A 23,038-nucleotide genomic window follows, 5' to 3' on the forward strand; every position below is an offset into this window, starting at 1 on the left:
AACCGACATAGAATGAGCAATCACCTGCTAATCATCGCCAACTCCGCCCGCATGTTGGCACAAGCCGCCCAACGGGCGGGCTTTATACCGCTGGTGATTGATTTATATGCCGATATGGACACGCGCCAATCCGCCCGTGCTTGGCGGCAGGTGCATTCCTTACATCAAAACGACATAGCCCCCGCCGTGGATTTTTTCCTAAACCACTACCCTATCAAGCAAGCCGTTTATGGCAGTGGTTTTGAAGCTTTTCCGGAATCCCTGCCTTACTTACAGCAACGTTTGGATCTCCGTGGTAATGCGCCGGAAACGTTCGCCAACATCACCTATAAACCCTATTTTTTTCAGGTATTGGCGAGGTTAAACATCCCTTACCCGGCTAGCGTATTCACTGCACCTGATGATCCTGAGGGCTGGTTAAGCAAACCCCTGCATGGGCAGGGGGGGATCGGTATTAGGCTTTGGCGGACAGAGGGTGGCGCACCGGCGTGTTACTGGCAGGAGCAGCGGTCGGGCAGCCCCCATTCCGTGCTGTTTTTGGCTGATGGGCGCCATGCGCAAGTCATTGGCTTTAACCGGCAATGGACAGTGGCGCATGGCGAAGACCTGTTTATTTTTGCCGGGGTCATCAACCAAACCGGGTTAAGCGACAAGCAAAAATCGTTAATTGGCCGCTGGTTGGAAGGGTTGGTTACGGCTTTCAATTTGAAAGGGCTAAATTCGTTGGATTTTATCCAAGATGGTGGGGATTTGTGGGTATTGGAAATCAATCCCCGCCCTTCCGCGAGCATGCAGTTATATCCTGGTGATTTGCTGGCCTGCCACATCAGTGGGCAATTGTCGTCCGCCCAAAGCTGGCCCGTCACTCAAGCCAGCGCCTACCAAATTATTTACGCGCCGTGTGACCTGGGCATTCCAACGACGATGCAATGGCCTGAAAATTGTATGGATGTGCCGCCATCTGGTGTTATCTGTCGCACAGGACAACCAATTTGCAGTATCATTGCACACCATAAAACGGCACAGGGCGTAGGCGAACAGTTACAATACCAACAACGTGCTATCTTCAGCCAATTACACTTTATATAACATCCTTTTCTAACCCAAATCATCAGGTTTTTATCTTCATGGAATTCAAAGCTAGTGTGAACAAACTTGCCCAACCTTTAGTGCAAGAGCTGCTTAACAACGCCGATAAATTACGTTTGCACCTGCAAACGCTGGATAATGGCTGCACAATCATTGACGCGGGCATCAACGTACCCGGCGGATTAGAAGCGGGCCGTATCATCACTGAAATTTGCCTGGGCGGCATGGGTACGGTGACCTTGTCGCAAAGCGCTTACACGGAAAAATGGCCTTTGACGGTCAATGTCCACAGCACCAACCCCGTGTTGGCGTGTTTGGGTAGCCAATACGCAGGTTGGAGTTTGTCACATGAAAAATATTACGCCTTGGGTTCCGGCCCGGCGCGGGCGATGGCGACCAAAACCAAAGACGGCGTGACCCAGCCCGTTGAAGAGTTGTACAAGGAACTGGCCTATCAAGACGCCAACGACAAAACCGTGCTGGTGATTGAAAACGACAAAATCCCGCCTGTGGAAATTGTCGATAAAGTCGCCGCCGCCTGTGGCGTGCCACCTGAAAATTTGACCATCATTGTCACGCCAACCAGCAGTCTGGCAGGTTGCGTGCAAGTCGTCGGCCGGGTGTTGGAAGTGGCGATGCACAAAGCCCACGCCCTGCACTTCCCGCTGGAAAACATCATCGACGGCAGCGGCAGTGCGCCGATTTGCCCACCGCACCCCGATTTCGTGCAAGCCATGGGCCGCACCAATGACGCGATTTTGTTCGCTGGCCTGGTGCATCTTTTTGTCAAAGGCAGCGACGAAGCGGCGGAAAAACTGGCGGATGAATTGCCTAGCTCGACTTCCAAAGATTATGGCAAACCGTTCGCGCAAGTTTTTAAAGAGTACAAATACGATTTCTTTAAAGTTGACGCCATGCTGTTCAGCCCTGCCAGCGTGATCGTCACGGCGGTCGAATCCGGCAAAAGTTTCCGCGCCGGACGCTTGGACAACGACTTGCTGAACTTGTCGTTCGGCGGTTAATCACCTTTTAGGAGTTTGCTATGGCCGCATTGGAACCCCCCGTTTGTGATTTTGGTAAACCCGCACCGGATTTTTCCTTATCGGGTGTCGACGGGCGTATTTGGACATTAGCCGATTGCATGGGTGAAAAAGGTTTGTTGGTGATGTTCATTTGCCAGCATTGCCCGTATGTCAAGGCGATACATGACAGGATTTTGCGGGATACCCGCGAGTTACAAGCACTTGGCATTGCGTCGGTTGCGGTCATGTCCAATGACACCGAGGCTTATCCAGAAGATTCATTTGCCAATATGCAGCAAGCGGCGCGTCTGCATGATTATCCCTTCCCGTATTTGCTGGATGAAACCCAAGAGGTGGCCAAGGCTTACGGCGCCGTTTGCACACCGGATTTTTTCGGTTATAACGCTGGTTTTGAGCTGCAATATCGCGGGCGTTTGGATGCCAGCCGCCGCGAAACCGCTCCAGCTGATACAATACGCGAATTATTTGAGGCTATGAAAACCGTCGCGCAAACAGGCCATGGCCCGGAGCGGCAAATAGCCAGCATTGGCTGCTCCATCAAATGGAAAACCAACTGATTCCTTTAACAGCACAAAAGAGAGTGAACTATGTCAATTCAAAGAATGGTTGATCTGGATTTATCAGGTAAACGTGTATTAATCCGTCAAGACTTGAATGTACCGGTAAAAAACGGCCAAGTGACCAGCGACATCCGTATCCAAGCCAGTGTGCCAACCATTGAAAAAGCCTTGGAAGCCGGTGCGGCGGTGATTGTCATGTCGCATTTAGGCCGTCCGGTTGAGGGTTTATATGATGAAGACTCATCGTTGAAACCCGTTGCCGAGCGCTTGGCTAGCTTATTGGGCAAGCCTGTGAGATTGGAAAAGGACTGGCTGGAAGGCATCACGATTGCCCCAGGTGAGGTCGTGTTATGTGAAAACGTCCGGTTTAACGTCGGCGAAGAAAAAAACAGCGATGAGCTGGGTCAAAAAATGGCGAAATTGTGTGATGTGTTCGTCATGGACGCTTTCGGCACCGCGCACCGCGCCCAAGCCTCCACGCACAGCGTCGCCAAATTTGCACCTGTCGTTTGTGCCGGCCCGCTGCTGGCCAGCGAGTTGGACGCATTAGGCAAGGCCTTGGAAACCCCAGTCAAACCCTTGGTCGCCATTGTGGGTGGTTCCAAAGTTTCCACAAAATTGACTGTCCTGAAATCCTTGTCAGAAAAAGTTGACCAGCTAATTGTTGGTGGCGGCATTGCCAATACTTTTATTGCCGCCGCCGGTTTCCCCGTCGGTAAATCGCTTTATGAACCCGATTTGATCGCCGAAGCCCAAAGCCTGATCGCAGCGGCGAAAAAAGCCGGGTCTGACATCCCTATCCCCGTTGACGTCGTTTGTGCCAAAGAATTTTCTGACACTGCGGTCGCCACCGTGAAAAATGTTGCTGATATTGAAGAAGATGATTTTGTGCTGGACATCGGACCTGAAACGGCCGCCCAATATGCCAGCTTGTTAAAATCAGCCGGAACCATTGTTTGGAACGGCCCGGTCGGTGTGTTTGAAATCGAACAATTCAGCCACGGCACCCAGGCATTGGCAAAAGCGATTGCCGAAAGCCCGGCCTTCTCGATTGCGGGCGGCGGTGACACCTTGGCGGCAATCGACAAATTTGGCATTGAAAATGATGTGTCTTACACCTCAACAGGTGGCGGCGCGTTCTTGGAATTTTTGGAAGGCAAAGAACTACCCGCCGTGGCCATCCTAAAATCAAGGCAATAATCATCCGCCATTAACCCTAATGGCAAATTAATATAAGTTCACCGCACTTTTATAGTTCTGTTATAGTCATAACGTACATATAGTGTGGTGGGCTTTTATTTTTAGCGCAGCACGCAAATTTTTTTATTACAGGAATTATAATGGCTAGAATTACCATCGAAGATTGTTTAGAACATGTAGAAAACCGTTTCAAACTGGTGCTATTGGCCAGCACCCGGGCACGGCAACTAAGCCAAGGCGCAACTGAATTTCTCCCCCGCCAAAAAGATAAGGACACCGTATTGGCGTTACGGGAAATAGCTGCGGGACATGTGACCGACGAGAACATCAAACGCCTACACCGCACCGCCGAAGTCCAGGATTACCCGTCAGTATTCTAAATCCGCCGCCCTATTTCTATGACCGTGCTGGAACGCCCCCAAGATATTCTCGTCCGCCGCCTAAGCGACACCTTGTCCGGCTATCTGGAGCAAAGCCAGGTAAATGATTGCATCCGCGCGTATGAATATGGCGCAAGGGTCCATGAGGGGCAGATCCGTAAAAGTGGCGAGGACTATATCTGCCATCCGATTTCGGTTGCCATAAGCCTGGCGGAAATGCACATGGATGCCAACGGGATTATGGCGGCGATCCTGCACGATGTCATCGAAGATTGCAAAGTCAGTAAAAAACAGCTCGCCAATGAGTTCGGCATTGAAGTTGCCGAACTGGTTGATGGCGTCACCAAGCTTGGCAAAATCGACAATAAATCACGCGCCGAAGCCCAAGCCGAAAATGTCCGCAAAATGTTTTTGGCAATGGCGAAAGACTTGCGCGTGATCATCGTCAAATTGGCTGACCGTCTGCACAATATGCAAACAATAGGTGCAATGCCCACTGAAAAACAACAGCGCATCGCCCATGAAACCTTAGAAATTTATGCCCCGCTGGCGAACCGCCTGGGTATGAATAACATCCGCCATAAACTGGAATCATTAAGCTTCGCGGCAATGTATCCAGAGCGTTATGAAGAATTAAAAAAAGCGGTCAAGACCGAACGCGGCTCCCGCCGCAAAGTCGTGGAGACCATCGAAAGCGCCATCAAAATCCGCCTGTCCGAAGCCCATTTGGACTGTGAAGTCGCAGGACGGGAAAAAAACCTTTACAGCATTTTTAAAAAAATGACCGATAAGAAACTTTTGTTATCGGATGTGTTTGATATTTATGCTTTCAGGATTTTTTGCGATAGCGTTGACACCTGCTATCGCGTGTTAGGTGTGATCCATAACCTTTACAAACCCATTCCCGGCCGTTTTAAGGACTACATCGCCTTACCTAAAGAAAATGGCTACCAATCATTGCACTCGGTGTTGATGGGGCCGTTTGGCGTGCCTATCGAAATACAGATCCGCACCCATGATATGCACCGCATGGCCGAATCCGGTATTGCCGCCCATTGGCTGTATAAATCGGATGATGATAAAACTGAAAAAGCCCAGGCTCTAGCCAATGAATGGTTACGCGATTTGTTGGAAATCCAAAAATCTGCCGGGGACTCGTTAGAGTTTATTGATAACTTAAAAATTGACCTGTTCCCGCAGGAAGTCTTTGTTTTTACACCTAAAGGCGCGATTATCAAATTGCCTAGGGGAGCAACGGCCGTGGATTTTGCTTATGCCGTGCATACCGATATTGGTAACGCTTGCGTGTCTGCCAGGATAGACAGGCAACTGGTGCCCTTACAATCCAAATTGGAAAATGGCATGACCGTAGAAATCATTACGGCTGGTTGGGCGCGGCCCAATCCGTTGTGGTTAAACTACGTCATTACCGTAAAAGCCCGCTCAAGCATTAGAAATTACCTGAAAAACTTCAAGCAGCAAGAAGCGATTAATTTAGGCCGTAGGTTATTGGATAAAGAGCTGCAAATGATGAATTTGCATCTGGACAATATTGACCCGGCCCGCATCAACGCATTGCTTAAAGCCATCAATTCAAATTCACTGGACGACTTACTGGAAGACATTGGTTTAGGCAATAAAATGCCTTTTTTGGTTGCCAAGCAACTGACCCAAGACGACATAAACGCCAATATAAAGCTCAACAGCAACGAACAAATCCAAAAAACCCCGCTAATCATAAAAGGCACTGAAGGCATGGTGATCACCCTTGCCAAATGCTGCCGCCCGATCCCCGGCGATGCCATCATCGGTTTTTTTAATCCGGGTACGGGTATTGTGGTCCATCACCATGAATGCCGTAACCGCGTCGTGTTAAGAAAAAAAGACACCAGTTGGTTGGAAGTCGAATGGAGCCAAGACATTGTCGGCGATTTCCCTGCTGAATTACGACTGGAAATCATGAACCAGCGCGGCGCCTTAGCAACCATTGCTTCGACAATTTCGGACATGGAGTCCAATATTGAAAATGTTAACGTGATTGACCAGGACGACCGTGTCTGTGTTGATTTGATCACCCTGACAGCCCGGGACCGTGTACATTTGGCAAAAATCATGCGCCGATTGAAAGAGCTCGAAATTGTCTTAAAAATCACCCGCGTCAAAGCTTAACGCCGTAAACCCGCCAACAGGCCGTCCAGCACAAGGGTGGCATGCTTGCACCAAAATAAATTAAGCCGGGCAAGCGTCACGTTAATTGGGTGCAAAAATTTTCAAAACTAGCGTTTGATACTTGCAGAAAAATGCCCTTGCAATGTTTAGGGGGCACAAACTTAGATTTGCCCCCTTTACAGTCTTTCTAGCCTAAAGCCCAACTAATCGTGATAAGCAATTTCACCGTGCTCGGATAGGTCTAGCCCTTGGAGTTCGACGTCTTCGCTCACACGCAAGCCAATCAGCATGTCGACGATTTTATAGGATACGAATGAAACGATCCCTGACCACAGGAGGGTTACAATAATCCCCCAAAGCTGGCTTTGCAATTGCGTCATAATACTGTATTCCCCGACTCCGTTGGCGACATAGTCGTAAACGCCCGTGCCGCCCAGGGCGGGGGAGGCGACGAAAGCCGTGCCCAGTGAACCCAATATGCCGCTGATACCATGGACGCCAAAAACATCCAGGGAGTCATCATAGCCCAAGGCATTTTTCAATTCCGTCACGGCCCAAAAACATACGGCCCCCGCTATCAATCCCAGCACGATAGACCCCATAGGCCCGGCCCAACCGCATGCCGGTGTAATGGCGACCAACCCAGCGACCGCACCGGAAGCGCCCCCCAGCATGCTAGGTGTTCCCCGTCTCAGCCATTCGGCAAACATCCATGCCAGGGCCGCCGAGGCGGTTGCCAAAAGCGTGTTGGCAAACACCAGTCCCGCCGCACCGTTCGCTTCCAAGTTGGAGCCGACATTGAAACCGAACCAACCGACCCACAATAATGCCGCGCCCATCATGGTCATCGGGACATTATGCGGAGCCATGGACTCCTCACCAAAACCTATGCGTTTGCCCACCAGTAAACAGCCGACTAGGCCGGCAATGCCCGCGTTAATATGCACCACCGTCCCGCCCGCAAAATCCAGCGCGCCTTTTTGAAAAATAAAACCTGCCGTTTCCGTTGCCGCCGTTGCCGCCGCCGCATCGGTGTAAGCATCGGGGCCGGCCCAATACCAGACCATGTGGGCAATGGGCAAATAAGAAAAGGTAAACCACAACAGGATAAACAACAGCACGGCGGAAAATTTGAGCCGTTCGGCAAAAGCCCCGATGATGAGCGCCGGGGTGATCGCTGCGAAGGTCAATTGGAACATGATGTAAATATACTCCGGGATATACACCCCCTTACTGAAGGTGGCCACCACAGAGTCGGGCGTAACGCCGCTCAGAAAGAATTTATCGATACCGCCGAAGAATATATTGCCCTCGGTGAAAGCAATGCTGTAACCATATAAGGCCCATAAGACGGCAATCATGCAGAATGTCATAAAAACCTGCATCAAGACCGAGAGTATGTTTTTCGCCCGGACCATCCCGGCATAAAACAGGGCCAATCCGGGTATTGTCATTAAAATCACCAGCACCGTGGCAACGATCATCCAGCTGGTATCACCTTTGTTAGGTGTCGGCGGTACCGCCGTGTCGGCCACCGCCAGGCCGGAAGACATCAGCACGGCCAGCAATGCCAAAGTGATCAATCGATTTTTCATGTGACTCTCCTTAAAAACGGGTTATCTTGCCGATACGCTAAGCTTTGGAGCCGGATCCGAATAACCTGGAAGTTAAAGGCGAAGCCCGGCTCTACTGGAAAGTGTAAGCATGATCCATACCAGTAATTATAATCTGGCCGCATCAATGGAAGCTGCAACGGAAGGCCAAGACCCGCACCAATTTAAGGCAAATAAATTATTTTGTGCACATTCTTATTGCGGTTTTTCACCCTTGATTTTAAGTGTGGCGGATGCCACAAAGGGTTGGCCATGCTGGGGATCGGGTGTGGTGTTGCGCCCCGTGCGCGTTATTTTAATTTACGTAGGCCGTTGGCTCCCGCCTTTGCGCATATCTGTATATATTTGGCACAATCAATGCTTCATATACAAAATCACGTACTCAAACTTATCTTCAAAGTCAGTGAGCCTACTATGACCCAAACATTAGAAGGGGATTTCAACCCCACATTCCATTTTCTGGGATTAATGCAAAAAGCCATCGCCGATGGCGTCACCCGCCATTGCGTCCATCCTGGCTGCCCGGATGTCTATATTGTCCCTGCGGAATATGCCTTTTATATGGCGTCGCAGGACATCCAAGACCTGCAAGCCCTATGCCTTGCCGCGCCGTTTGATGTCAACGTCAAACCTATGCCGGATTGGCATCCCGACACAAGCGGTGACCACGACGTGCAAGCCGGACGCACACTGATCCATCGCAAGGCCTTAACGGCAACCCCCGGCCTAATTGCCAAACCCTTGTCGGAACTGCTCTGGTATGCCACGCTTTGTGCTTCCGAAGGCAAATTGTTGCACGGTTGCCGCCCCGACACCCCTGTCCGCTTAATGTCCAGCCCTGATTTTTCAAGGCTGTTCCATCGGGAACACGAACCGATATTGGCGGCATTTATGCTCGAATCCAGCGTGGATTTATTCACTGTGGCCGCCGAAACAGGGATGTCGCTATTTAAGGTTTTTGAATTCTACAACGCCTGCGAAATAATCGGCTTAATCGAACAGGACAATGCCTTCAATCCCGCCAATTATTTGCCCGGCTTACTGGAAAAAGCCAAGGCAGACCGGTTGGCCCGCCGTTGCGCATTGGCGGGCGGGGCACCGCTGGTCATTGTTCCGGCCGAAGGCAAATATTACACCGAACTTGATGCGGCGGGGGTTGCCCGGCTCTGCGCCACGCCTTTGCCGGAATTGGACGTTGGCCTTATCGACAATGGCGGCGCGGCAGAAGAGGTCGTACAAATTGGCCGCTCATGGGTACGCCGGAAAAAAGAGACCCCGTTACCCAAAGGCCAAGGGCGGCCACTTTCCGACTTGCTGTTCAGGGCGGCTTTATATGCCTCGCAAGGCCGTTTGCTCCACGGGCATCTACTGGACTCCCCCGTGCGCCTTAATGCAAATCCTGACAAGGCCTTGCTCAGGGAGTCAGCCACTATCCCCGAAGAGCGGCATATTTTCCCGCTCACCGCGTTCATGACCGCCAATAAAGCCATGAGCCTCCCTGAAATCGCCAAAGCCACCCAGCAGCCGTTAGAAAAAGTGATTAATTTCCATAACGCCTGCGCCATAACGGGGCTGTTGGAGATCTCCTGAAACCATGCCCCCATTCCGGGCCGCCCCCAAAAGCATGGGGGGAGGGAGCCAACAGATCCCGCCTTGGCAACCATGCCATCAGTTTAAATTTGAAAATGGGCCAAGAAAACATGTTTTAGCCTCTTATCTGCTATGCGGCCCTGGCTTGGAATACCGGGTTTTAATGGGGCGGCTTTCCACCTATCCCTAAGCTTATTGGCTAAGGCCTGGGCGCCAAGCGCCCAACCCCATCCCCTCTAAAGCATCACTCCAGCCGTCATGGCAAAAATGCTCGGCCACGGCTAACCGCAAACCCCTTCACCCAACCCTGCCGCACCAATTTAAGTCATTCACGAATCTTTGCACCATATTAATGCAATACTGGTATTTTTACCTGTTTGTTTGGTGCAAAATTCACATAAAAAACAAATTATTTAGTTATTTTAAAAACATAACAAATTGTTATATAAATAAAATATTTTTTTGGCATTAAAAGTGCTTTTGCATTATTGACACAACAGTAATCTGAAATGAATAGCTTTTTTATCTCCGGCATAAAATGATTGCAACTTGGGTGACACATCGCTTAAGCCATCGTTTCCATGCCAATGCCTACAAGCGATTGATAGGGCTTAATATAGGCGCGGAGATCGCCGGAAGCGGACGCTAATCTATTGGACAGGAGTACTCTTTATGCAAGTGAACAATATGCGCAAGGAACATCAAAATACCCAAGACAGACAGGCTAATACATCATTATCAGTCTGCGTTTTGGGGTTTGGGGTATCGCTTGAAGAAAAGCTCAAACAGCTTTTTCAGCAACAACCGCTTTACAAAAACAGTTACCGTCTAGTGCCGCCCACTGACTCCCATATGGATGTGTTGCTGGTCAACTATGACAATCCCTTGGCGCTGCGGAAAAAAGACCTTCTCCTCAACAGCCTCCCTGCAAAACCGCACATTGTTGCCGTGAGCCAAGGCCCACTGGACAAAGCCCCTCCTTATCATATCCGGGGCATGTTGACTGCCGGCAGGCTCATGGCGGTGTTGGCGTCTATACCTGCACCGGCCGGACCATCCGCAACCCTGTTCGCGCATCCGGCCCTCGCCATAACCCCCAAACCTGAATTGGCGCCAACCCCCGTACCCGTCGCCAACGTGACGGCTCTGGCCAGCAAACCCCGTTATCGGGCCTTGGTCGTTGATGACAGCCTTGCCATACAAAAATCCTTGGAATTGAAGCTGTCGGCACTGGAACAAATTTCCGGCATTGATTTTTCCGAAAATGGGACAACCGCGTTGGCAATGGCTGATGCCAACCATTATGACGTGATTTTCCTGGACGTGATGATGCCCGGCATAGACGGTTACGAAACGTGCACCCGGCTACGCAGCAATCCGCGCTACAAAAAAACCCCGATTATCATGGTGTCGGGCAAAACATCGCCGTTGGATGAAGTGAAAGGGGTCATGGCGGGTTGTACGACGTATTTGACCAAGCCCGTGCAGGATGAAGCTTTCCAAAAACTCAGCGTCAGGGTGTTGGCGTGGTTGACCGCCCGCCAACCGCAAGAGCAAAGCCAACGCGAAAATGCCAATATCGTGCGGCACTAACTAGGCATAACCCCATTGCGCATCAATAAGACATACCGGGGCGATGCCAAATCCCCCGCTCACTTTTGCAAGGTGCGCCAGCCGGAAACGCATTTCCCGCCCTACCCCATTTAATTCGGATACCACAATTATGGCCATTCAAAAAATATTGATCTGTGATGATTCCCAAACTGACCTTGCCAACCTGAAAAACGCTTTACAAAGCACCCAGTGTGTCGTGTTGACCGCCAGCAATGGTGATGAGGCGGTGGAAAAAGCCAAGACGGAACGGCCGGACATTATCTTCATGGACATCATCATGCCCGGCACGGATGGTTATGCCGCCTGCCGGACGTTACGCGACCATCCTATGACCAAGGACATCCCGGTCATTTTCGTCAGCTCCCGGCATCAAAAGGCAGACCGCGTTTGGGCAATGATGCAAGGTGCGAAAAACCTGATCGCCAAACCTTTCGAACCCGCCGAAATCACCGATGTGCTGGCGACGTTTTAATTTAGGGCGTAGCCATGGAAGCCGGACACCCGAAACCTCCCGAACCGCCATACCTTGGCGGCCTTCCCGCCAACGATGCCGCTTTGCCGGCAGACGCGCCCGCATCGGCATCCCTGTTAGGGTTCCGGGTCGGCGGCTGGGGATTTTTATTGCCCATCAGCCTGCATTGTGAAGTCATCGAACCCTTGCCTGTCAATCCCATCCCCAAAGTTGAACCGTGGTTCAGCGGCTTGCTGAATATCCGTGGCAATATTGTGCCTGTCATAGACTTGCATTTGTTGCCCGGCGAAACCGCCGCCCCCCCTAAAAAACGCTACTTGTTGGCCATAGGCCGGGGCGAAAAGACCATGGCGTTGTGGATAGACGGTTATCCGCAAATGCTGGCGGAAATGGCCGCCCCCCTCCCCTCCTTACCGGCCTTACCGCAACAGTTAATGCCTTGCGCGCGCAACGCCTACGCCCATCAAGGCCAAATCTGGCTTAAAGTCCAGTTTGAACCCCTGTTCAAAACCCTAGGTATCCGGCAAACCCACAAAGAAGAAGCCACACTATGAATGAGTTGTCCGGCCCTGTCGGTGAAGACCCGATGACCTTGATCCATGAAAGCGATGAAGCCGGGCTTACCGCTTCCGCCGCTGGCCAACGGCTCGAAAATTACCGCGAAAACATTTCCCAACTTGCCGGACAAGCTGACGCCGATGGCTTTTATGGCCTGCACGATGCCGGATCGCTGATTGTTGAAGCCCTCAACCTCCTGACGCAGGAAACCGCCCCACCTGAATTGTTTGACGTGCTGGCGGACTTGCCGGACGTGTTCGGCAGATACTGTTTCGGGGATGAAACCTCCATACCCCCCATTATTCAAATCTTGGCCTATCCGGGCCTGCAAATACCACTGGATGAAAATGAATTGGCGATGCTGGCAAACCAGCTCGCGACAGAATTGACGGCGCAAAATTTGTTGGATGACGGGAATTGGGAGGCCGATGATTTTTTTGCTGACCTGGAAGGTACGGAGCCATCATCAGCGCCCTCAAAAGAAACCATGGAATTGGTGGAATTGCTGGAGATGGAAGCGGCCTTGATTAGCCGCTTGCTGTCCTCCATAAACCTGGAAGCAACTGGGGCGCTGGCCGGACAGTTGGAAACCCTCATTGACAACCTCGAACGCTATGAGAACGCCGCCAACATGGCCGGATTCGAAGGTCTGGCAATGATTTGCGGGCACGTCAACGCGAACGTCCGGCTCTTTTGTGCCGGGCCCGGCCCATTCACCGCCGGGCAGTTACAGGCAATGCGGACATGGATCAGCGGCGTCCACGGCTATTTGGCAAGCTTTAGCGAGGCGGGCGCGGGGCTACAAATGCTCCCGCAACTGGGCGAGGCGGTGTGGGCATTGCCTATCAGCATGGACGATGCGGCCAAGATATTGGTAAAACTACAAACCCCTCCAGGTACGGGCAACAGCGCCAGTGAGCCCACGGCCCGCCAGCAAACCGCCACGGCAGAGGATGTGTCCCTGGACCTGCCGGATGATGTCAATGAAGAATTGCTCGACATTTTGTTGCAGGAATTGCCGGTACAGACCCAAGTGTTCTCATCCGCCATCCAAACCCTGCGGGCAGGTGGCAGTTTGGCCGACCTGGAAACGGCGCAGCGCATCGCCCATACCGTCAAAGGCGCGGCCAACACCGTGGGCATTAAAGGCATCGCCCAACTGACCCACTTCCTCGAAGACATTCTGGTGGCGTGCGCCGAACACCAAAAACTGCCCGGGCATGAATTGCTCAACACCTTGGTTGATGCGGCGGACTGCCTGGAAGCCATGAGCGAGTCGCTCAATGACCTGACGCCACCACCTGTCGATGCCCTGGAAACCTTACAAAAAGTTTTGGATTGGGCTAACCGGATCGACGCGGAAGGCATAGGCGAAATCGAGGCATCTGGCTCCCACCCGGGCCATAGCGGCCCCCAAACGGTTGCCGGCGGATCTGAACAAGGGCTCGGGCAAGCGGAGGTTGGGGAAACACCGGTGGAAAAAGCCCAAACCACGATGGTCAGGGTGGCGGCCGAACAAATGGAAGCCTTTTTCCGGCAAGCGGGTGAAAACATCATCCTCAACAGCCAAGCTAACGAACGGCTGCGGCGCATAAAAAACCAATTGCAAGCCATGGAAGCGCAGTTTGAGCTGTTGCGCCAATTAGGTGAAGAGCTAGACCAGCTGATTGACTTAAAAGATTTGTCAGGCCGTTCGCTGATGGGCTCGGCGCCCAAATTTGATGTCCTGGAGATGGACCAGTATAACGAACTGCACACCGCCAGCCGCCGCATGGTGGAAGCGGCATTCGATGCGCGGGAGCTAAACCTGGATGCCAGCAAGGAATTGGAGGCCATGAACAAATTGCTGGAAGACCAGCAACGCCTGGCCACTGAAACCCAAGAAGCGATGATGAAAACGCGCTTGGTGCCCGTGTCTTCGATTATCCCCCGCCTACAGAGAAGTTTGCGGCAAACTTGCCGTCTGACCGGGAAAAACTGTGACTTGTCCGTGTCCGGTGAACATCTGATGGTGGACGGCGACACGCTCAATTCGATGGTCGACCCGCTCATGCACTTGCTGCGCAATGCCGTTGACCACGGTATAGAACCTGGGCAGGCGCGGTTGACGCTGGGCAAACCGCAACAGGGCCACATCAGCATCGAATTTGACCGTGATGGCAACCATATCGCCGTGCGCATCAAAGACGACGGACGTGGCCTGGATTATGCCGCGATACGTAATGCCGCTGAACAGCGCGGTGCGATAACCACCGACCAAGCGGTGACCGAAGACGATTTAAAACGCTTCATCTTGCGCCCCAATTTTTCCACCCGCACCCAAACCACGCAAACATCAGGCCGGGGGGTGGGCATGGACGTGGTGAATTACGAAGTGCTTGCCCAAGGCGGCACCCTGGCTTTGCACTCCGTGCCCGGCCAAGGGCTGACGGTTGAAATAAAAATACCGCTGCCGCTCAGCCGTTCCCATGCCTTGCTGACCGACATCGGGCCATACCGGCTTGCCCTGTCCAACAAAGGCATCAGGCAAATCCTATTCATCGGTGCCGGTGATTTGGGGGATGATGGGGCGTGGCTCACGGTGGATGAAGCCACCTACCCGGCCATCAGCTTGAATAAATTGCTCAACCTTCCTGACTACCTAAAAACGGGGCACCGGACGGCATTGTTGGTGCAAAACAATGACCAAACCACTGCCGTGCTACTAGATGCGATCACCGACAGCTTGGATATCGTCATTAAAAGCCTGGGCTTTTATATCAAAAAAATCCCAGGCTTCACGGGGGCGGCGATCATGGGGGACGGCTCGGTCGCCCCGGTCTTGGACTTGCCCGAATTGCTGCGGACGGCCGGCGACATGGACGGTTATGAGGCTTATTTCGCAAGCCCTGGCCATCTGCCCGTCTCCACGCTACCCACGGTGCTGGTCGTCGACGATTCGCTCAGCCAACGCCGCGCCCTTGAACAATTGCTGCAAGATGCGGGTTTCCAAGTAAAAACGGCGCGGGACGGCATCGAAGCCGCCGAACAATTGGCAGGATACCGCCCCGACATTGTGCTGACCGATTTGGAAATGCCGCGCATGAATGGCATCGAGCTGACCGCGCATATCCGCACGCGGGAACATCTTAAGTCACTGCCCGTCATCATGATCACGTCCAGGACCACGCAAACGCACCGTAAAATGGCCGAAGAGGCGGGCATTAATGATTACTTGGTCAAGCCCGTGCGCGAAGATGATCTATTGGCAACCATCCAACATCTGCTTGAAGGCGAACTGGCGGCTTAGGGATGCCATTAAGCCAATGTTATGGGACCCGGCCAGGCCTGGCCACGACACAATTGGCCCAATCCCTGGGCGGGCGGGGCCGAAGTGGACAAGCACCGCAGCCCTGCCCGACCCGGCCTAGGGTTGCCCTTGGGACAACCCGTTAAAAGCCAACGGATGGCCTTATCCACCCCTACCCATTCGCCTGGCAAGCATTACCTTACAATCTTATTGAATAGAGTTTGAATCATGGCCCAAGAAAATATTAGTTTGTTTAGCCGCTTATCCTTGCGGCAAAAGTTTGGCATTTTGGCATTGCTTGCCTTCGCCCTGGTAGGTGTCGCCTTTTATGCTTACGTCGATAACCAACAAGAAAAGATCAAAGTGACCCAGCATGAGCAGCAAGGCTTGTATCAGGGTAAGGAATTGGTCAAGCTGTTGCAGATCCTGCCCAGGCACCGTGGTTCTTCCACCGGGCTGCTAAGCGGCAACACCGCCATGGCTGAAGAGGAACAGGCCACCAAGGGTTTGGCGGATAAGCAAATTGCGGTTTTTGATGGCCTACGCAAAAGCATCAGTGACCCGGAACTGCAAAAAACCTGGGAAGCCATCAAACTGGATTGGCCTAAAATTGCCAAAAAAGTGGCTGACCGTTCGGTGACGCCGAACGAAAATTTCCAGGCACACACCCGGCTCATTGCCAAAGTTTTGGAAGTTTTGGATTTGGTGGTCGATGATTCCGGTTTGTCCCTAGACCCTTACGCAGAATCTTATTTCCTGATGCGGGCCACCTTGGTGGACAGCCCGATATTGACCGAGTATCTAGGCCAAGCCAGGGGCTGGGGCACCAGTTTATTGGCAAAAGCGGCAAAACCGGCGACCGTAAAGCCGAAAGAGAAAGGCAAAGAAGCGGTCGTCACCCCCACGGTAATTTCCTTACAAGACCGCAGTAAATTAAGCTTGATGACCAGTATCGCCAATTCAAATTTGTACGAAGCGACGCGGGATTTCAATAAGGTCTTAAAATATAACCCAAGCTTGGCGGCGGCACTGTCAGGGCCGCTCAAATCGGCATCGCAGTTAGTGGATAAGGCCATCACCTTGTCTGAAGAGGAAATCATCGGCAGGTCATCGCCTAGCTACAGCTCCACTGAATACTACAAGCAATACACGCAAGCGATTGATGAAATGTTCAAGATGATAGACATCGGGGCCAAAGAACTCGATGCCATGTTCAACCAGCAAATCAAGGCGGCCAACCAACAGATGCTGACCATCTCGATGGTTATTTTTGCCCTGATCATGGTTTTTGCCTTGGTCGCCTTGGTCATCATCGGTTCGATGACCAAACCCATTGGCCTTCTGGTGGGCGTCATGCGCAAACTGGCGGCTGGCGATAACACCGTCCGCGCCAATCTGAAAACAAATGACGAGATCGGCATGCTAGGCCGTCAGTTTGATGACATGATAGACCAACGCGAAATGGTCAGGATCAACATGGAGCTGGAAAACGACTCCCTGAACAATTCCATCGTGGAACTATTGCTGTCGGTGGCAAAACTCGCGCAAAAAGATTTGACCGTCAAAATGGATGTGGCGGAAAACGTGACCGGGCCGTTGGCGGACGCGTTAAACCTGCTGTCTAAAGAAACGGCGTCGGTCATGAGCCAAGTGACAAAAATTGCCCATCAGGTCGCCGAAGTTTCCCAAGGCGTGCAAGCCCAATCGTCACAAGTCATTGAGGTCGCCGCCGAAGAAAAACGTGAGGTGGAAAGGGCCGCCAGCGAACTGGGCGCGGCTTCGGCCGCCATGCTGGACATCGCCAAGCTGGCCGCGTCTTGCAATATGGCGGCGGAAAAGGCCATCACCAACACTGACAAAGCCCAGGAAACGGTGTTGGACACCATCAACGGCATCACCACTATCCGCGACACCATCCGCGAAACGGAAAAACGTATCAAACGCTTGGGTGAACGTTCCCAAGAAATCGGTGGCGTGGTCAACCTGATCAACGACATCGCCGAACGCACCCATATCCTCGCGCTGAACGCCTCGATGCACGCGGCCTCTGCCGGTGAAGCGGGGCGTGGTTTCGCGGTGGTTGCCAACGAAGTACAAAAGCTGGCGGAAAACTCCCGCGAAGCGACATCCAAAATCTCTTCGCTGGTCAACAACATCCAAGTGGAGACCGCCGACACCGTCACCACCATGAACAACGCCATCAGCCAAGTGGTGCGCGGTACTGAACTCGCCCAACAGGCGGGCAGTGAAATGCAAGAAACCCGTGACACCACCGCCAATCTGGTGGAGTTGGTCCAAACCATCGCCGCCAGTTCCACCAACCAGTCCGCGGTCTCACAACGCTTGTTGGAACGCGCCAAGCAAATCCAAAAAAGCACCGAAGAAACCTTCCTCCAGCTTCATGACCAAGGCTTACAAACTGAAACGTTGGTGCATTTGTCAGATTTGCTGGTGTCCTCGGTGAATATTTTCACCTTGCCAAAAGACCTTGATTGATTTGGCAATAAGCGCATTGACTAGGGCCGCCAGCGTAAGCAGGCCTTGACCTAAGCTGCCGTTCCGGAAATCCATCCCGGAATGGCAGTGTTTCCCCGATAAGCGGTGGAAATAGGGTGCCAGTCCTGTCATAAGCCGATCAAAATGCTTCACGCCTACTAGCGCCCAGTCATTGGTTTTTCGTCGGGGCGGTTTAATCCCGGCGGACGGTTGTCCGCCTTTTTTATGGCCTGTGCCAACATCCGTAGCGATCAGGCGGGCAACCGCCCGCCCCTACAAAAATCATACTGACAATTCAACAGTGACTGGGTGCTAACGCTTACACCGGCTTTGTCCTGCCATGCCGTCCCCGCATCCATTCTTCCACGGAAACGACGCGTTGTCAGGCTACGGTGCCAACGATAAGGTTTCATACCGTTGCCTAGCCATTAGCCGGACATCTTCTTCAGCATCGTCAAACAGATGTTGCAGCAAGGCCGGATATGCCCGTAGCGCCACTTCATAACGCACCGTCCAATCGCTATCCTTGGCCATCAAATCAAGCTCTTCAGGTTCCATGCGCCGGGCGACAATGCGGCGGATATTGACTTCAGGATCGTTGGCCATCAGGCCCAGGCTGACGGCCGGGATGCGTTCGGCCACGGTGCGCCGGACTTCATTGTCCGGGTCAGCGGCCAAACGGAACAAGCGGCCTTTGGGAAGGCGTTTGGCGACATAGGCCCGCACCAAGTAATCGGGGTCCTGCACCATCAGCTCCAAGTCCTGCTCCGGCAAACGGTCGGCGACGGTGATCCTGACTTCCCTATCGGGGTCGTCACGCAAATCCGCCAGCCACTCCAACGGTACGCGGTAGGCCAGCACCCGCCTGACCGCTTCGTCGGGGTCGGTCAGCAAGGGTTGCAATTGGCTGGTCGGCAAATACCGCGCGGCGATGGCCCGCCGTTCCCAAAAAACGTCCCGGGTGTAATCGGCGGCAAGGCCGGGGTTGGTGCGGAAAAACCGGTCGATTTGCCGGCCGCTATCCGCCACTACGCAACAATCCCCCGGCTTGCAACGGCCAGTGACCAGCAATGTCCCTCGGTAAGCGCAAAGCGAACAATCTGCCAGCGGTGTCAGATCGTTTATGTCCTTACCCTGCCCTATTGTCTCCATCATTCAGGCCGCTTCGGCGGTTACCGGAAGCAACTGCGGGGTGATTTGCGCCAGCCAGATTTTCAGCCGTTCCTCGGTCAAATGCGGCTGGGTGCGCTGGTCCAGTGCCAAGCCGACAAAATGGTTGTCGATGATGGCGTGCGAATGTTCGAACTGATAGCCCTCAGTGCCCCATTGGCCGACGATGTCGGCGCCGTATCCGTAAAACAGCCGGTATAGGTGGATCATCGAACTGGCGAAACGGTCGGCGTAACGCTCCTGGTTGCCCAGGCCGAACAATGCGACGCGCTTGCCGGACAAGTCGGCACCGTCCAGATAAGGCATGAACTCCGCCCAATTCGCCTCCATGCAGCCCGTGGACAAACCCGGCAAATCACCTACGCCGTAACTGGGCGTACCTAGGATCAGCGCATCGTACCCCAACAATTCGGCGGCACTGGTGCGGTTGATGTTTTTGGGCTTGTCCGCCAGCCCGTCACCCAATAGGCTGTAAATCTTTTTAGCCACCAGCCGGGTGCTGCCCGTATCTGTTCCGAAAAAAATGCCGATTTTGCTCATAAATCACCTGTTATCAAGATGGCAGGACAAGGGGCTGTACCGCCGTTCCCATTAAAAAAGCAAATTTTGATCCAAAAGGGAATAATAAAAATTTATTATACTTATCAGTTTGTTAGCTTTATTTTGTGCAGATATGTCGTGGCGAGGATGCCAGTATGGCAACAATTGGCTCTGGGTCTGATGGGTTTGCGACATCGCCGGGGGATGGGCAGGGGTAAAGCGGAGCCGGTAGGCAATGCTCAGTTGGCTTCCGGTAACGCCGTCTTTTAGGGGCTGTCCGGGGCTTCCCCGTCTTCGTCCAACGCAAAGCCGAGCAGACCCTCCTGCCTGATCATGGCCTTGAAGCTTTTCATGACGGGACGGGAAATGGCCGTTTCCGCCAGCAGGCGTTTTTCGTAGATGATGTTTTTCAGCGGCTCATCAAGCTGCCCGCGGGCTTGCCCTATCAACAGGTGCAGCCCAGTATCCAGCAGAAGGCCAGGTTGGGTTTTCACCTCATCATAAAGCAGTTCCATCACCCGCTTTTCCGCTGCCCGCATTTTGCATTTGCCATCAAGGATTTTCAACATCACGGTGATGGCGCAATCCACATGGATAGGCGTTAAGGGATGCGCCAGCACCCAACGGGCCACCTGGTCTTGGGTCATACCCCCTCCCCGGTGGCCACCTTCTGCACATAATCGAGCAGCGAAGCTTCGATGGCCTCGTAGGCGTAATGCGAGACCGCACTGACGCCAATGGCCTTGAGCTTTTCCGTCGGCCCGTCGCCGATTTTGGCGACAAAGACCGCCTGGCAATCCTTGATGCTTTCCAGAATACCGGCCATGGCGCTCTGGTCGGAATGCTGGCCCAGACAGTAATGGGCCACCTCGCGGGTTTCCAGCAACTGGCAACTGCCCAGGGCTGTTTGGTAAATCCGGAACTGCTTGGCATGGCCAAAGTGTTCGCTGATCGCCAAACCTTCTTTGCTGGCCACCGCCAGTTTTATCGGAAATTCGGTCATAGTTGGGAGTGTCCGGGGAAATGGATACAGTCGATTTTCATAACAGAAGCAAAAGGGATACCAAGCGGAGCAACCCTACCCTGCCGGACTCTGGACGCCTTTGATTGGCCTGTTAAGCCGTAAGATTGTCGCCTTTATGACAAAAACAGGCCTATTGGGTCTATGTGGCGCTTGCATATAGGCGATGTTCCTTGAAAGGAGCAATGCCGGAAACTTTCCGGTAAGGCTTATTGGGCAATCAGCACGTCGCTCACTTGGATGATTGGGTCTATATCCGTATAGTTTGGCATGTCGCCTTGCAGCACGGTGGCATGCGGCATTAAAGCCGCCATGAAACTGTCCTGTGAATCAAACAAAAAATGGCACATGACGATATAGGCCGCCGCTGAACCGGGCATCGCGCCGCCTAGGCCCTGTTCGACCGAAACCCCTCGAAAACCTGGATGTGCGCCCAATAGCCTGATCGACATCGGCATGTGCGTATCAAGGTAATACGGCAGATCGAAACGGCTGTCGGGATTATTCGGATATAGGATGCTGATTTTTATCATGGTTGCCTTCATGTGTTTTCCGTTCCTGTTAGGCCCGGGCTGGTTGCCCGTTTTCGGCGCGGTTTTTAATGGCTTTGTTCATGGCTTCGAACCCCGCTTGGGTGCCGCCTTCCAGTTTTGTTTTGGCAAGCGCGACCAACAGGCCAGAGAACTTTTCGCCGTGGACAAACAACACCCGCCCAGGGGCGATGGGTGCAATTTGAAAATAATGCTCGCCGTCAAACAGCCCCGGCAACACTAAATGCCCCAGCCAACGCAGTTCTTGGTTAGGCGCGGCAAGCAGCACGGTGGGCCGGAATGTCATGGGCTTGCCGCCTTCCGGTTGCACGGAAACGCTTAGCCGCCCGCCAGTTTTGGCCTCGCCCTGTATGGAACGGACAAAGGGGTTCCACTGCGGATAGGCCGCAAAATCGGTCAGGATAGACCACAGGCGTTCCGGTTCAGATGCGATTTCAATCTCAGTCTTAATTTCCAGCATTGGATTTCCTCGGCTTAGGGGTTTTTCGGGAGGGTGGTTTTGAATTATAGTAGGCCGGGCTGAAATAAAAAGCCCCCATCTTTCTACCAACCCTCCCGGAATGCCCATGTACCAACCCGCCCAATTTGTCCAACCGAGCCTCGAAGCCATGCACGGGCTGATACGCCAACAGCCGTTGGCGACGCTGGTGACGCTTGCCAATGATGGCCTCAATGCCAACCACATCCCTTTGCACCTGAGCGACGCGCCATTACCGTTCGGCACGCTGCGCGGCCATGTCGCTCGGGCAAATCCGTTATGGCATGACCTGGATCCGGAGCCTGAGGTGCTGGCGATTTTCCACGGCCCCAATACTTACATCAGCCCGTCTTGGTACGCCACCAAACAGGAAACGGGGAAAGTGGTCCCCACTTGGAATTACACGGTCGTCCATGCCTATGGCCAATTGCAGGTGGTTGATGACGCCAGTTGGCTACGCAGCCAATTGGAAGCCCTGACCAACCAACACGAGGCGGCTTTTCCTGAACCGTGGGCGGTTGCGGATGCCCCCCATGAGTTCACTGAAAAACTCATGGAGGCCATCATCGGCATTGAATTGGTGATCACCCGCTTGTCGGGCAAGTGGAAAGTCAGCCAAAACCAACCGCCCTGCAATCAGGCCAGTGTTGCCGAAGGGCTTAGTGCCAGTGGACAACTGGATGCGGCCGGTATGGCGGCTTTGATCAAAGCGGGAGTAAAAAACGGGGGTTGAAATGCTGCGTTCCTATGATCCTCCCTGCGCATTATCATGCGGCATACGCCAAGAAGGTGAACCCTACCCAAGCGAAACCAATCGTTGTTATGATAAAGCTAATGGCGGTATAGGCTTTCCAAACCGTTTTCTGCCAAAAATCAGGGTTAAAGGCGGCGATGACAAACACGCCAGGATTGGCGATGCCACCGATCACGACCAGCCAACAAGCGGTAACGGGCAATGGCACTTTCACGGCATAAAAAGCCAGGCAAAACAAAGCCATTAACGCAAAATCAATATGCGCCCTGATGAGCGTTTTATAGTCGGCCAGAAATTCCCCATCAATCCCTTTAACGGGGAACCATCGTGCAAACGTCATCAGCCATGCCGATGCCAAAAGGGCGAAAATCATAATCACCGCCCCTATCAATAATATGTCCATAAAGCCTCAGTTGTTGGAATTGTTTGTTATAACTGATGTTACGCAAAC

At 52.9% G+C, this 23,038-nt stretch carries 21 protein-coding genes; 13 read left to right on the plus strand and 8 right to left on the minus strand.

The features are described from left to right. Positions 1–12: 12 nt before the first annotated feature. The 6 genes from METMI_RS0118670 to METMI_RS0118695 all read left to right on the plus strand — a co-directional run bounded on the left by METMI_RS0118670 (position 13) and on the right by METMI_RS0118695 (position 6,441). Complete coding sequence (locus tag METMI_RS0118670) at positions 13–1,089, plus strand: ATP-grasp domain-containing protein (protein ID WP_019867827.1); 1,077 nt, start codon at positions 13–15, stop codon at positions 1,087–1,089. 38 nt (positions 1,090–1,127) lie between these two features. Continuing rightward, positions 1,128–2,111, plus strand: a complete 984-nt coding sequence (gene mch / locus METMI_RS0118675; RefSeq protein WP_019867828.1) for a methenyltetrahydromethanopterin cyclohydrolase — start codon at positions 1,128–1,130, stop codon at positions 2,109–2,111. 20 nt (positions 2,112–2,131) lie between these two features. Further along, positions 2,132–2,689, plus strand: a complete 558-nt coding sequence (locus METMI_RS0118680; RefSeq protein WP_019867829.1) for a thioredoxin family protein — start codon at positions 2,132–2,134, stop codon at positions 2,687–2,689. Positions 2,690–2,719: 30 nt separating this feature from the next. Further along, on the plus strand, positions 2,720–3,892 hold the full coding sequence (locus METMI_RS0118685; protein WP_029151801.1) for a phosphoglycerate kinase: 1,173 nt from the start codon (positions 2,720–2,722) through the stop codon (positions 3,890–3,892). A gap of 140 nt (positions 3,893–4,032) precedes the next feature. Beyond that, positions 4,033–4,272: a DNA-directed RNA polymerase subunit omega gene (gene rpoZ / locus METMI_RS0118690; protein WP_019867831.1), complete on the plus strand. Its 240-nt coding sequence runs from the start codon at positions 4,033–4,035 to the stop codon at positions 4,270–4,272. Between the two features lie 18 nt (positions 4,273–4,290). Further along, positions 4,291–6,441: a RelA/SpoT family protein gene (locus METMI_RS0118695; RefSeq protein WP_019867832.1), complete on the plus strand. Its 2,151-nt coding sequence runs from the start codon at positions 4,291–4,293 to the stop codon at positions 6,439–6,441. Positions 6,442–6,644: 203 nt separating this feature from the next. Here METMI_RS0118695 and METMI_RS0118700 read toward each other — a convergent pair whose 3' ends face one another. Next, positions 6,645–8,036, minus strand: a complete 1,392-nt coding sequence (locus tag METMI_RS0118700; RefSeq protein WP_019867833.1) for an ammonium transporter — start codon at positions 8,034–8,036, stop codon at positions 6,645–6,647. A gap of 432 nt (positions 8,037–8,468) precedes the next feature. Here METMI_RS0118700 and METMI_RS0118710 point away from each other — a divergent pair, with 432 nt between their 5' ends. The 6 genes from METMI_RS0118710 to METMI_RS25735 all read left to right on the plus strand — a co-directional run bounded on the left by METMI_RS0118710 (position 8,469) and on the right by METMI_RS25735 (position 18,073). Further along, entirely contained in the window at positions 8,469–9,644 is a 1,176-nt protein-coding gene (locus METMI_RS0118710; RefSeq protein ID WP_019867835.1) for a hypothetical protein, read from the plus strand. A 672-nt stretch (positions 9,645–10,316) separates the two neighbouring features. Next, positions 10,317–11,237: a response regulator gene (locus tag METMI_RS25730; RefSeq protein WP_019867836.1), complete on the plus strand. Its 921-nt coding sequence runs from the start codon at positions 10,317–10,319 to the stop codon at positions 11,235–11,237. A 130-nt stretch (positions 11,238–11,367) separates the two neighbouring features. Then, a complete protein-coding gene (locus METMI_RS0118720; RefSeq protein WP_019867837.1) occupies positions 11,368–11,730 on the plus strand; it encodes a response regulator in 363 nt (120 codons plus the stop codon). A 14-nt stretch (positions 11,731–11,744) separates the two neighbouring features. Next, the gene (locus tag METMI_RS24590) at positions 11,745–12,284 is read left to right on the plus strand and encodes a chemotaxis protein CheW (protein WP_019867838.1); all 540 of its coding nucleotides are present in this window, start codon (positions 11,745–11,747) and stop codon (positions 12,282–12,284) included. Then, a complete protein-coding gene (locus METMI_RS0118730; RefSeq protein WP_019867839.1) occupies positions 12,281–15,577 on the plus strand; it encodes a hybrid sensor histidine kinase/response regulator in 3,297 nt (1,098 codons plus the stop codon). The genes METMI_RS24590 and METMI_RS0118730 overlap by 4 nt, the downstream gene beginning before the upstream one ends. Positions 15,578–15,805: 228 nt before the next feature. After that, positions 15,806–18,073, plus strand: a complete 2,268-nt coding sequence (locus METMI_RS25735; RefSeq protein WP_019867841.1) for a methyl-accepting chemotaxis protein — start codon at positions 15,806–15,808, stop codon at positions 18,071–18,073. Positions 18,074–18,460: 387 nt separating this feature from the next. On the opposite strand, the gene METMI_RS0118745 is transcribed toward METMI_RS25735, so the two are convergent. From METMI_RS0118745 to METMI_RS0118775, 6 genes are all read right to left on the minus strand, one after another. Beyond that, positions 18,461–19,228, minus strand: a complete 768-nt coding sequence (locus METMI_RS0118745; protein ID WP_019867842.1) for a 4Fe4S-binding leucine-rich repeat protein — start codon at positions 19,226–19,228, stop codon at positions 18,461–18,463. After that, positions 19,229–19,783 (minus strand): flavodoxin, encoded by a 555-nt coding sequence (locus METMI_RS0118750; protein ID WP_019867843.1) that lies wholly within the window; start codon positions 19,781–19,783, stop codon positions 19,229–19,231. Between the two features lie 266 nt (positions 19,784–20,049). Further along, complete coding sequence (locus METMI_RS0118760; protein ID WP_019867845.1) at positions 20,050–20,430, minus strand: hypothetical protein; 381 nt, start codon at positions 20,428–20,430, stop codon at positions 20,050–20,052. Continuing rightward, positions 20,427–20,786, minus strand: a complete 360-nt coding sequence (locus tag METMI_RS0118765; protein ID WP_019867846.1) for a NifB/NifX family molybdenum-iron cluster-binding protein — start codon at positions 20,784–20,786, stop codon at positions 20,427–20,429. The genes METMI_RS0118760 and METMI_RS0118765 overlap by 4 nt, the downstream gene beginning before the upstream one ends. 227 nt (positions 20,787–21,013) lie before the next feature. Continuing rightward, positions 21,014–21,349 (minus strand): EthD family reductase, encoded by a 336-nt coding sequence (locus tag METMI_RS0118770; protein ID WP_019867847.1) that lies wholly within the window; start codon positions 21,347–21,349, stop codon positions 21,014–21,016. Between the two features lie 16 nt (positions 21,350–21,365). Further along, entirely contained in the window at positions 21,366–21,815 is a 450-nt protein-coding gene (locus METMI_RS0118775; protein ID WP_019867848.1) for an SRPBCC domain-containing protein, read from the minus strand. Positions 21,816–21,921: 106 nt separating this feature from the next. Between METMI_RS0118775 and METMI_RS0118780 the strand changes: the two genes are divergently transcribed. Then, positions 21,922–22,566: an FMN-binding negative transcriptional regulator gene (locus tag METMI_RS0118780; protein WP_019867849.1), complete on the plus strand. Its 645-nt coding sequence runs from the start codon at positions 21,922–21,924 to the stop codon at positions 22,564–22,566. 34 nt (positions 22,567–22,600) lie between these two features. Here the strand turns inward: METMI_RS0118780 and METMI_RS0118785 are convergent, their stop codons facing one another. Beyond that, complete coding sequence (locus METMI_RS0118785) at positions 22,601–22,990, minus strand: hypothetical protein (RefSeq protein WP_019867850.1); 390 nt, start codon at positions 22,988–22,990, stop codon at positions 22,601–22,603. Positions 22,991–23,038 lie beyond the last annotated feature (48 nt).

Source organism: Methylovulum miyakonense HT12, assembly GCF_000384075.1.
Classification (GTDB): domain Bacteria; phylum Pseudomonadota; class Gammaproteobacteria; order Methylococcales; family Methylomonadaceae; genus Methylovulum; species Methylovulum miyakonense.

Bases quoted from the DNA above. Each gene is read 5' to 3' on its own strand.
- rpoZ (WP_019867831.1), top strand. From the start codon at position 4,033: ATGGCTAGAATTACCATCGAAGATTGTTTAGAACATGTAGAAAACCGT.
- METMI_RS0118680 (WP_019867829.1), top strand. From the start codon at position 2,132: ATGGCCGCATTGGAACCCCCCGTTTGTGATTTTGGTAAACCCGCACCG.
- METMI_RS0118730 (WP_019867839.1), top strand. From the start codon at position 12,281: ATGAATGAGTTGTCCGGCCCTGTCGGTGAAGACCCGATGACCTTGATC.
- METMI_RS0118750 (WP_019867843.1), bottom strand. From the start codon at position 19,783: ATGAGCAAAATCGGCATTTTTTTCGGAACAGATACGGGCAGCACCCGG.
- METMI_RS0118700 (WP_019867833.1), bottom strand. From the start codon at position 8,036: ATGAAAAATCGATTGATCACTTTGGCATTGCTGGCCGTGCTGATGTCT.
- METMI_RS25730 (WP_019867836.1), top strand. From the start codon at position 10,317: ATGCAAGTGAACAATATGCGCAAGGAACATCAAAATACCCAAGACAGA.
- METMI_RS0118670 (WP_019867827.1), top strand. From the start codon at position 13: ATGAGCAATCACCTGCTAATCATCGCCAACTCCGCCCGCATGTTGGCA.
- METMI_RS0118765 (WP_019867846.1), bottom strand. From the start codon at position 20,786: ATGACCGAATTTCCGATAAAACTGGCGGTGGCCAGCAAAGAAGGTTTG.
- mch (WP_019867828.1), top strand. From the start codon at position 1,128: ATGGAATTCAAAGCTAGTGTGAACAAACTTGCCCAACCTTTAGTGCAA.
- METMI_RS0118710 (WP_019867835.1), top strand. From the start codon at position 8,469: ATGACCCAAACATTAGAAGGGGATTTCAACCCCACATTCCATTTTCTG.
- METMI_RS0118780 (WP_019867849.1), top strand. From the start codon at position 21,922: ATGTACCAACCCGCCCAATTTGTCCAACCGAGCCTCGAAGCCATGCAC.
- METMI_RS25735 (WP_019867841.1), top strand. From the start codon at position 15,806: ATGGCCCAAGAAAATATTAGTTTGTTTAGCCGCTTATCCTTGCGGCAA.
- METMI_RS0118775 (WP_019867848.1), bottom strand. From the start codon at position 21,815: ATGCTGGAAATTAAGACTGAGATTGAAATCGCATCTGAACCGGAACGC.
- METMI_RS0118695 (WP_019867832.1), top strand. From the start codon at position 4,291: ATGACCGTGCTGGAACGCCCCCAAGATATTCTCGTCCGCCGCCTAAGC.
- METMI_RS0118785 (WP_019867850.1), bottom strand. From the start codon at position 22,990: ATGGACATATTATTGATAGGGGCGGTGATTATGATTTTCGCCCTTTTG.
- METMI_RS0118685 (WP_029151801.1), top strand. From the start codon at position 2,720: ATGTCAATTCAAAGAATGGTTGATCTGGATTTATCAGGTAAACGTGTA.
- METMI_RS0118770 (WP_019867847.1), bottom strand. From the start codon at position 21,349: ATGAAGGCAACCATGATAAAAATCAGCATCCTATATCCGAATAATCCC.
- METMI_RS0118760 (WP_019867845.1), bottom strand. From the start codon at position 20,430: ATGACCCAAGACCAGGTGGCCCGTTGGGTGCTGGCGCATCCCTTAACG.
- METMI_RS24590 (WP_019867838.1), top strand. From the start codon at position 11,745: ATGGAAGCCGGACACCCGAAACCTCCCGAACCGCCATACCTTGGCGGC.
- METMI_RS0118745 (WP_019867842.1), bottom strand. From the start codon at position 19,228: ATGATGGAGACAATAGGGCAGGGTAAGGACATAAACGATCTGACACCG.
- METMI_RS0118720 (WP_019867837.1), top strand. From the start codon at position 11,368: ATGGCCATTCAAAAAATATTGATCTGTGATGATTCCCAAACTGACCTT.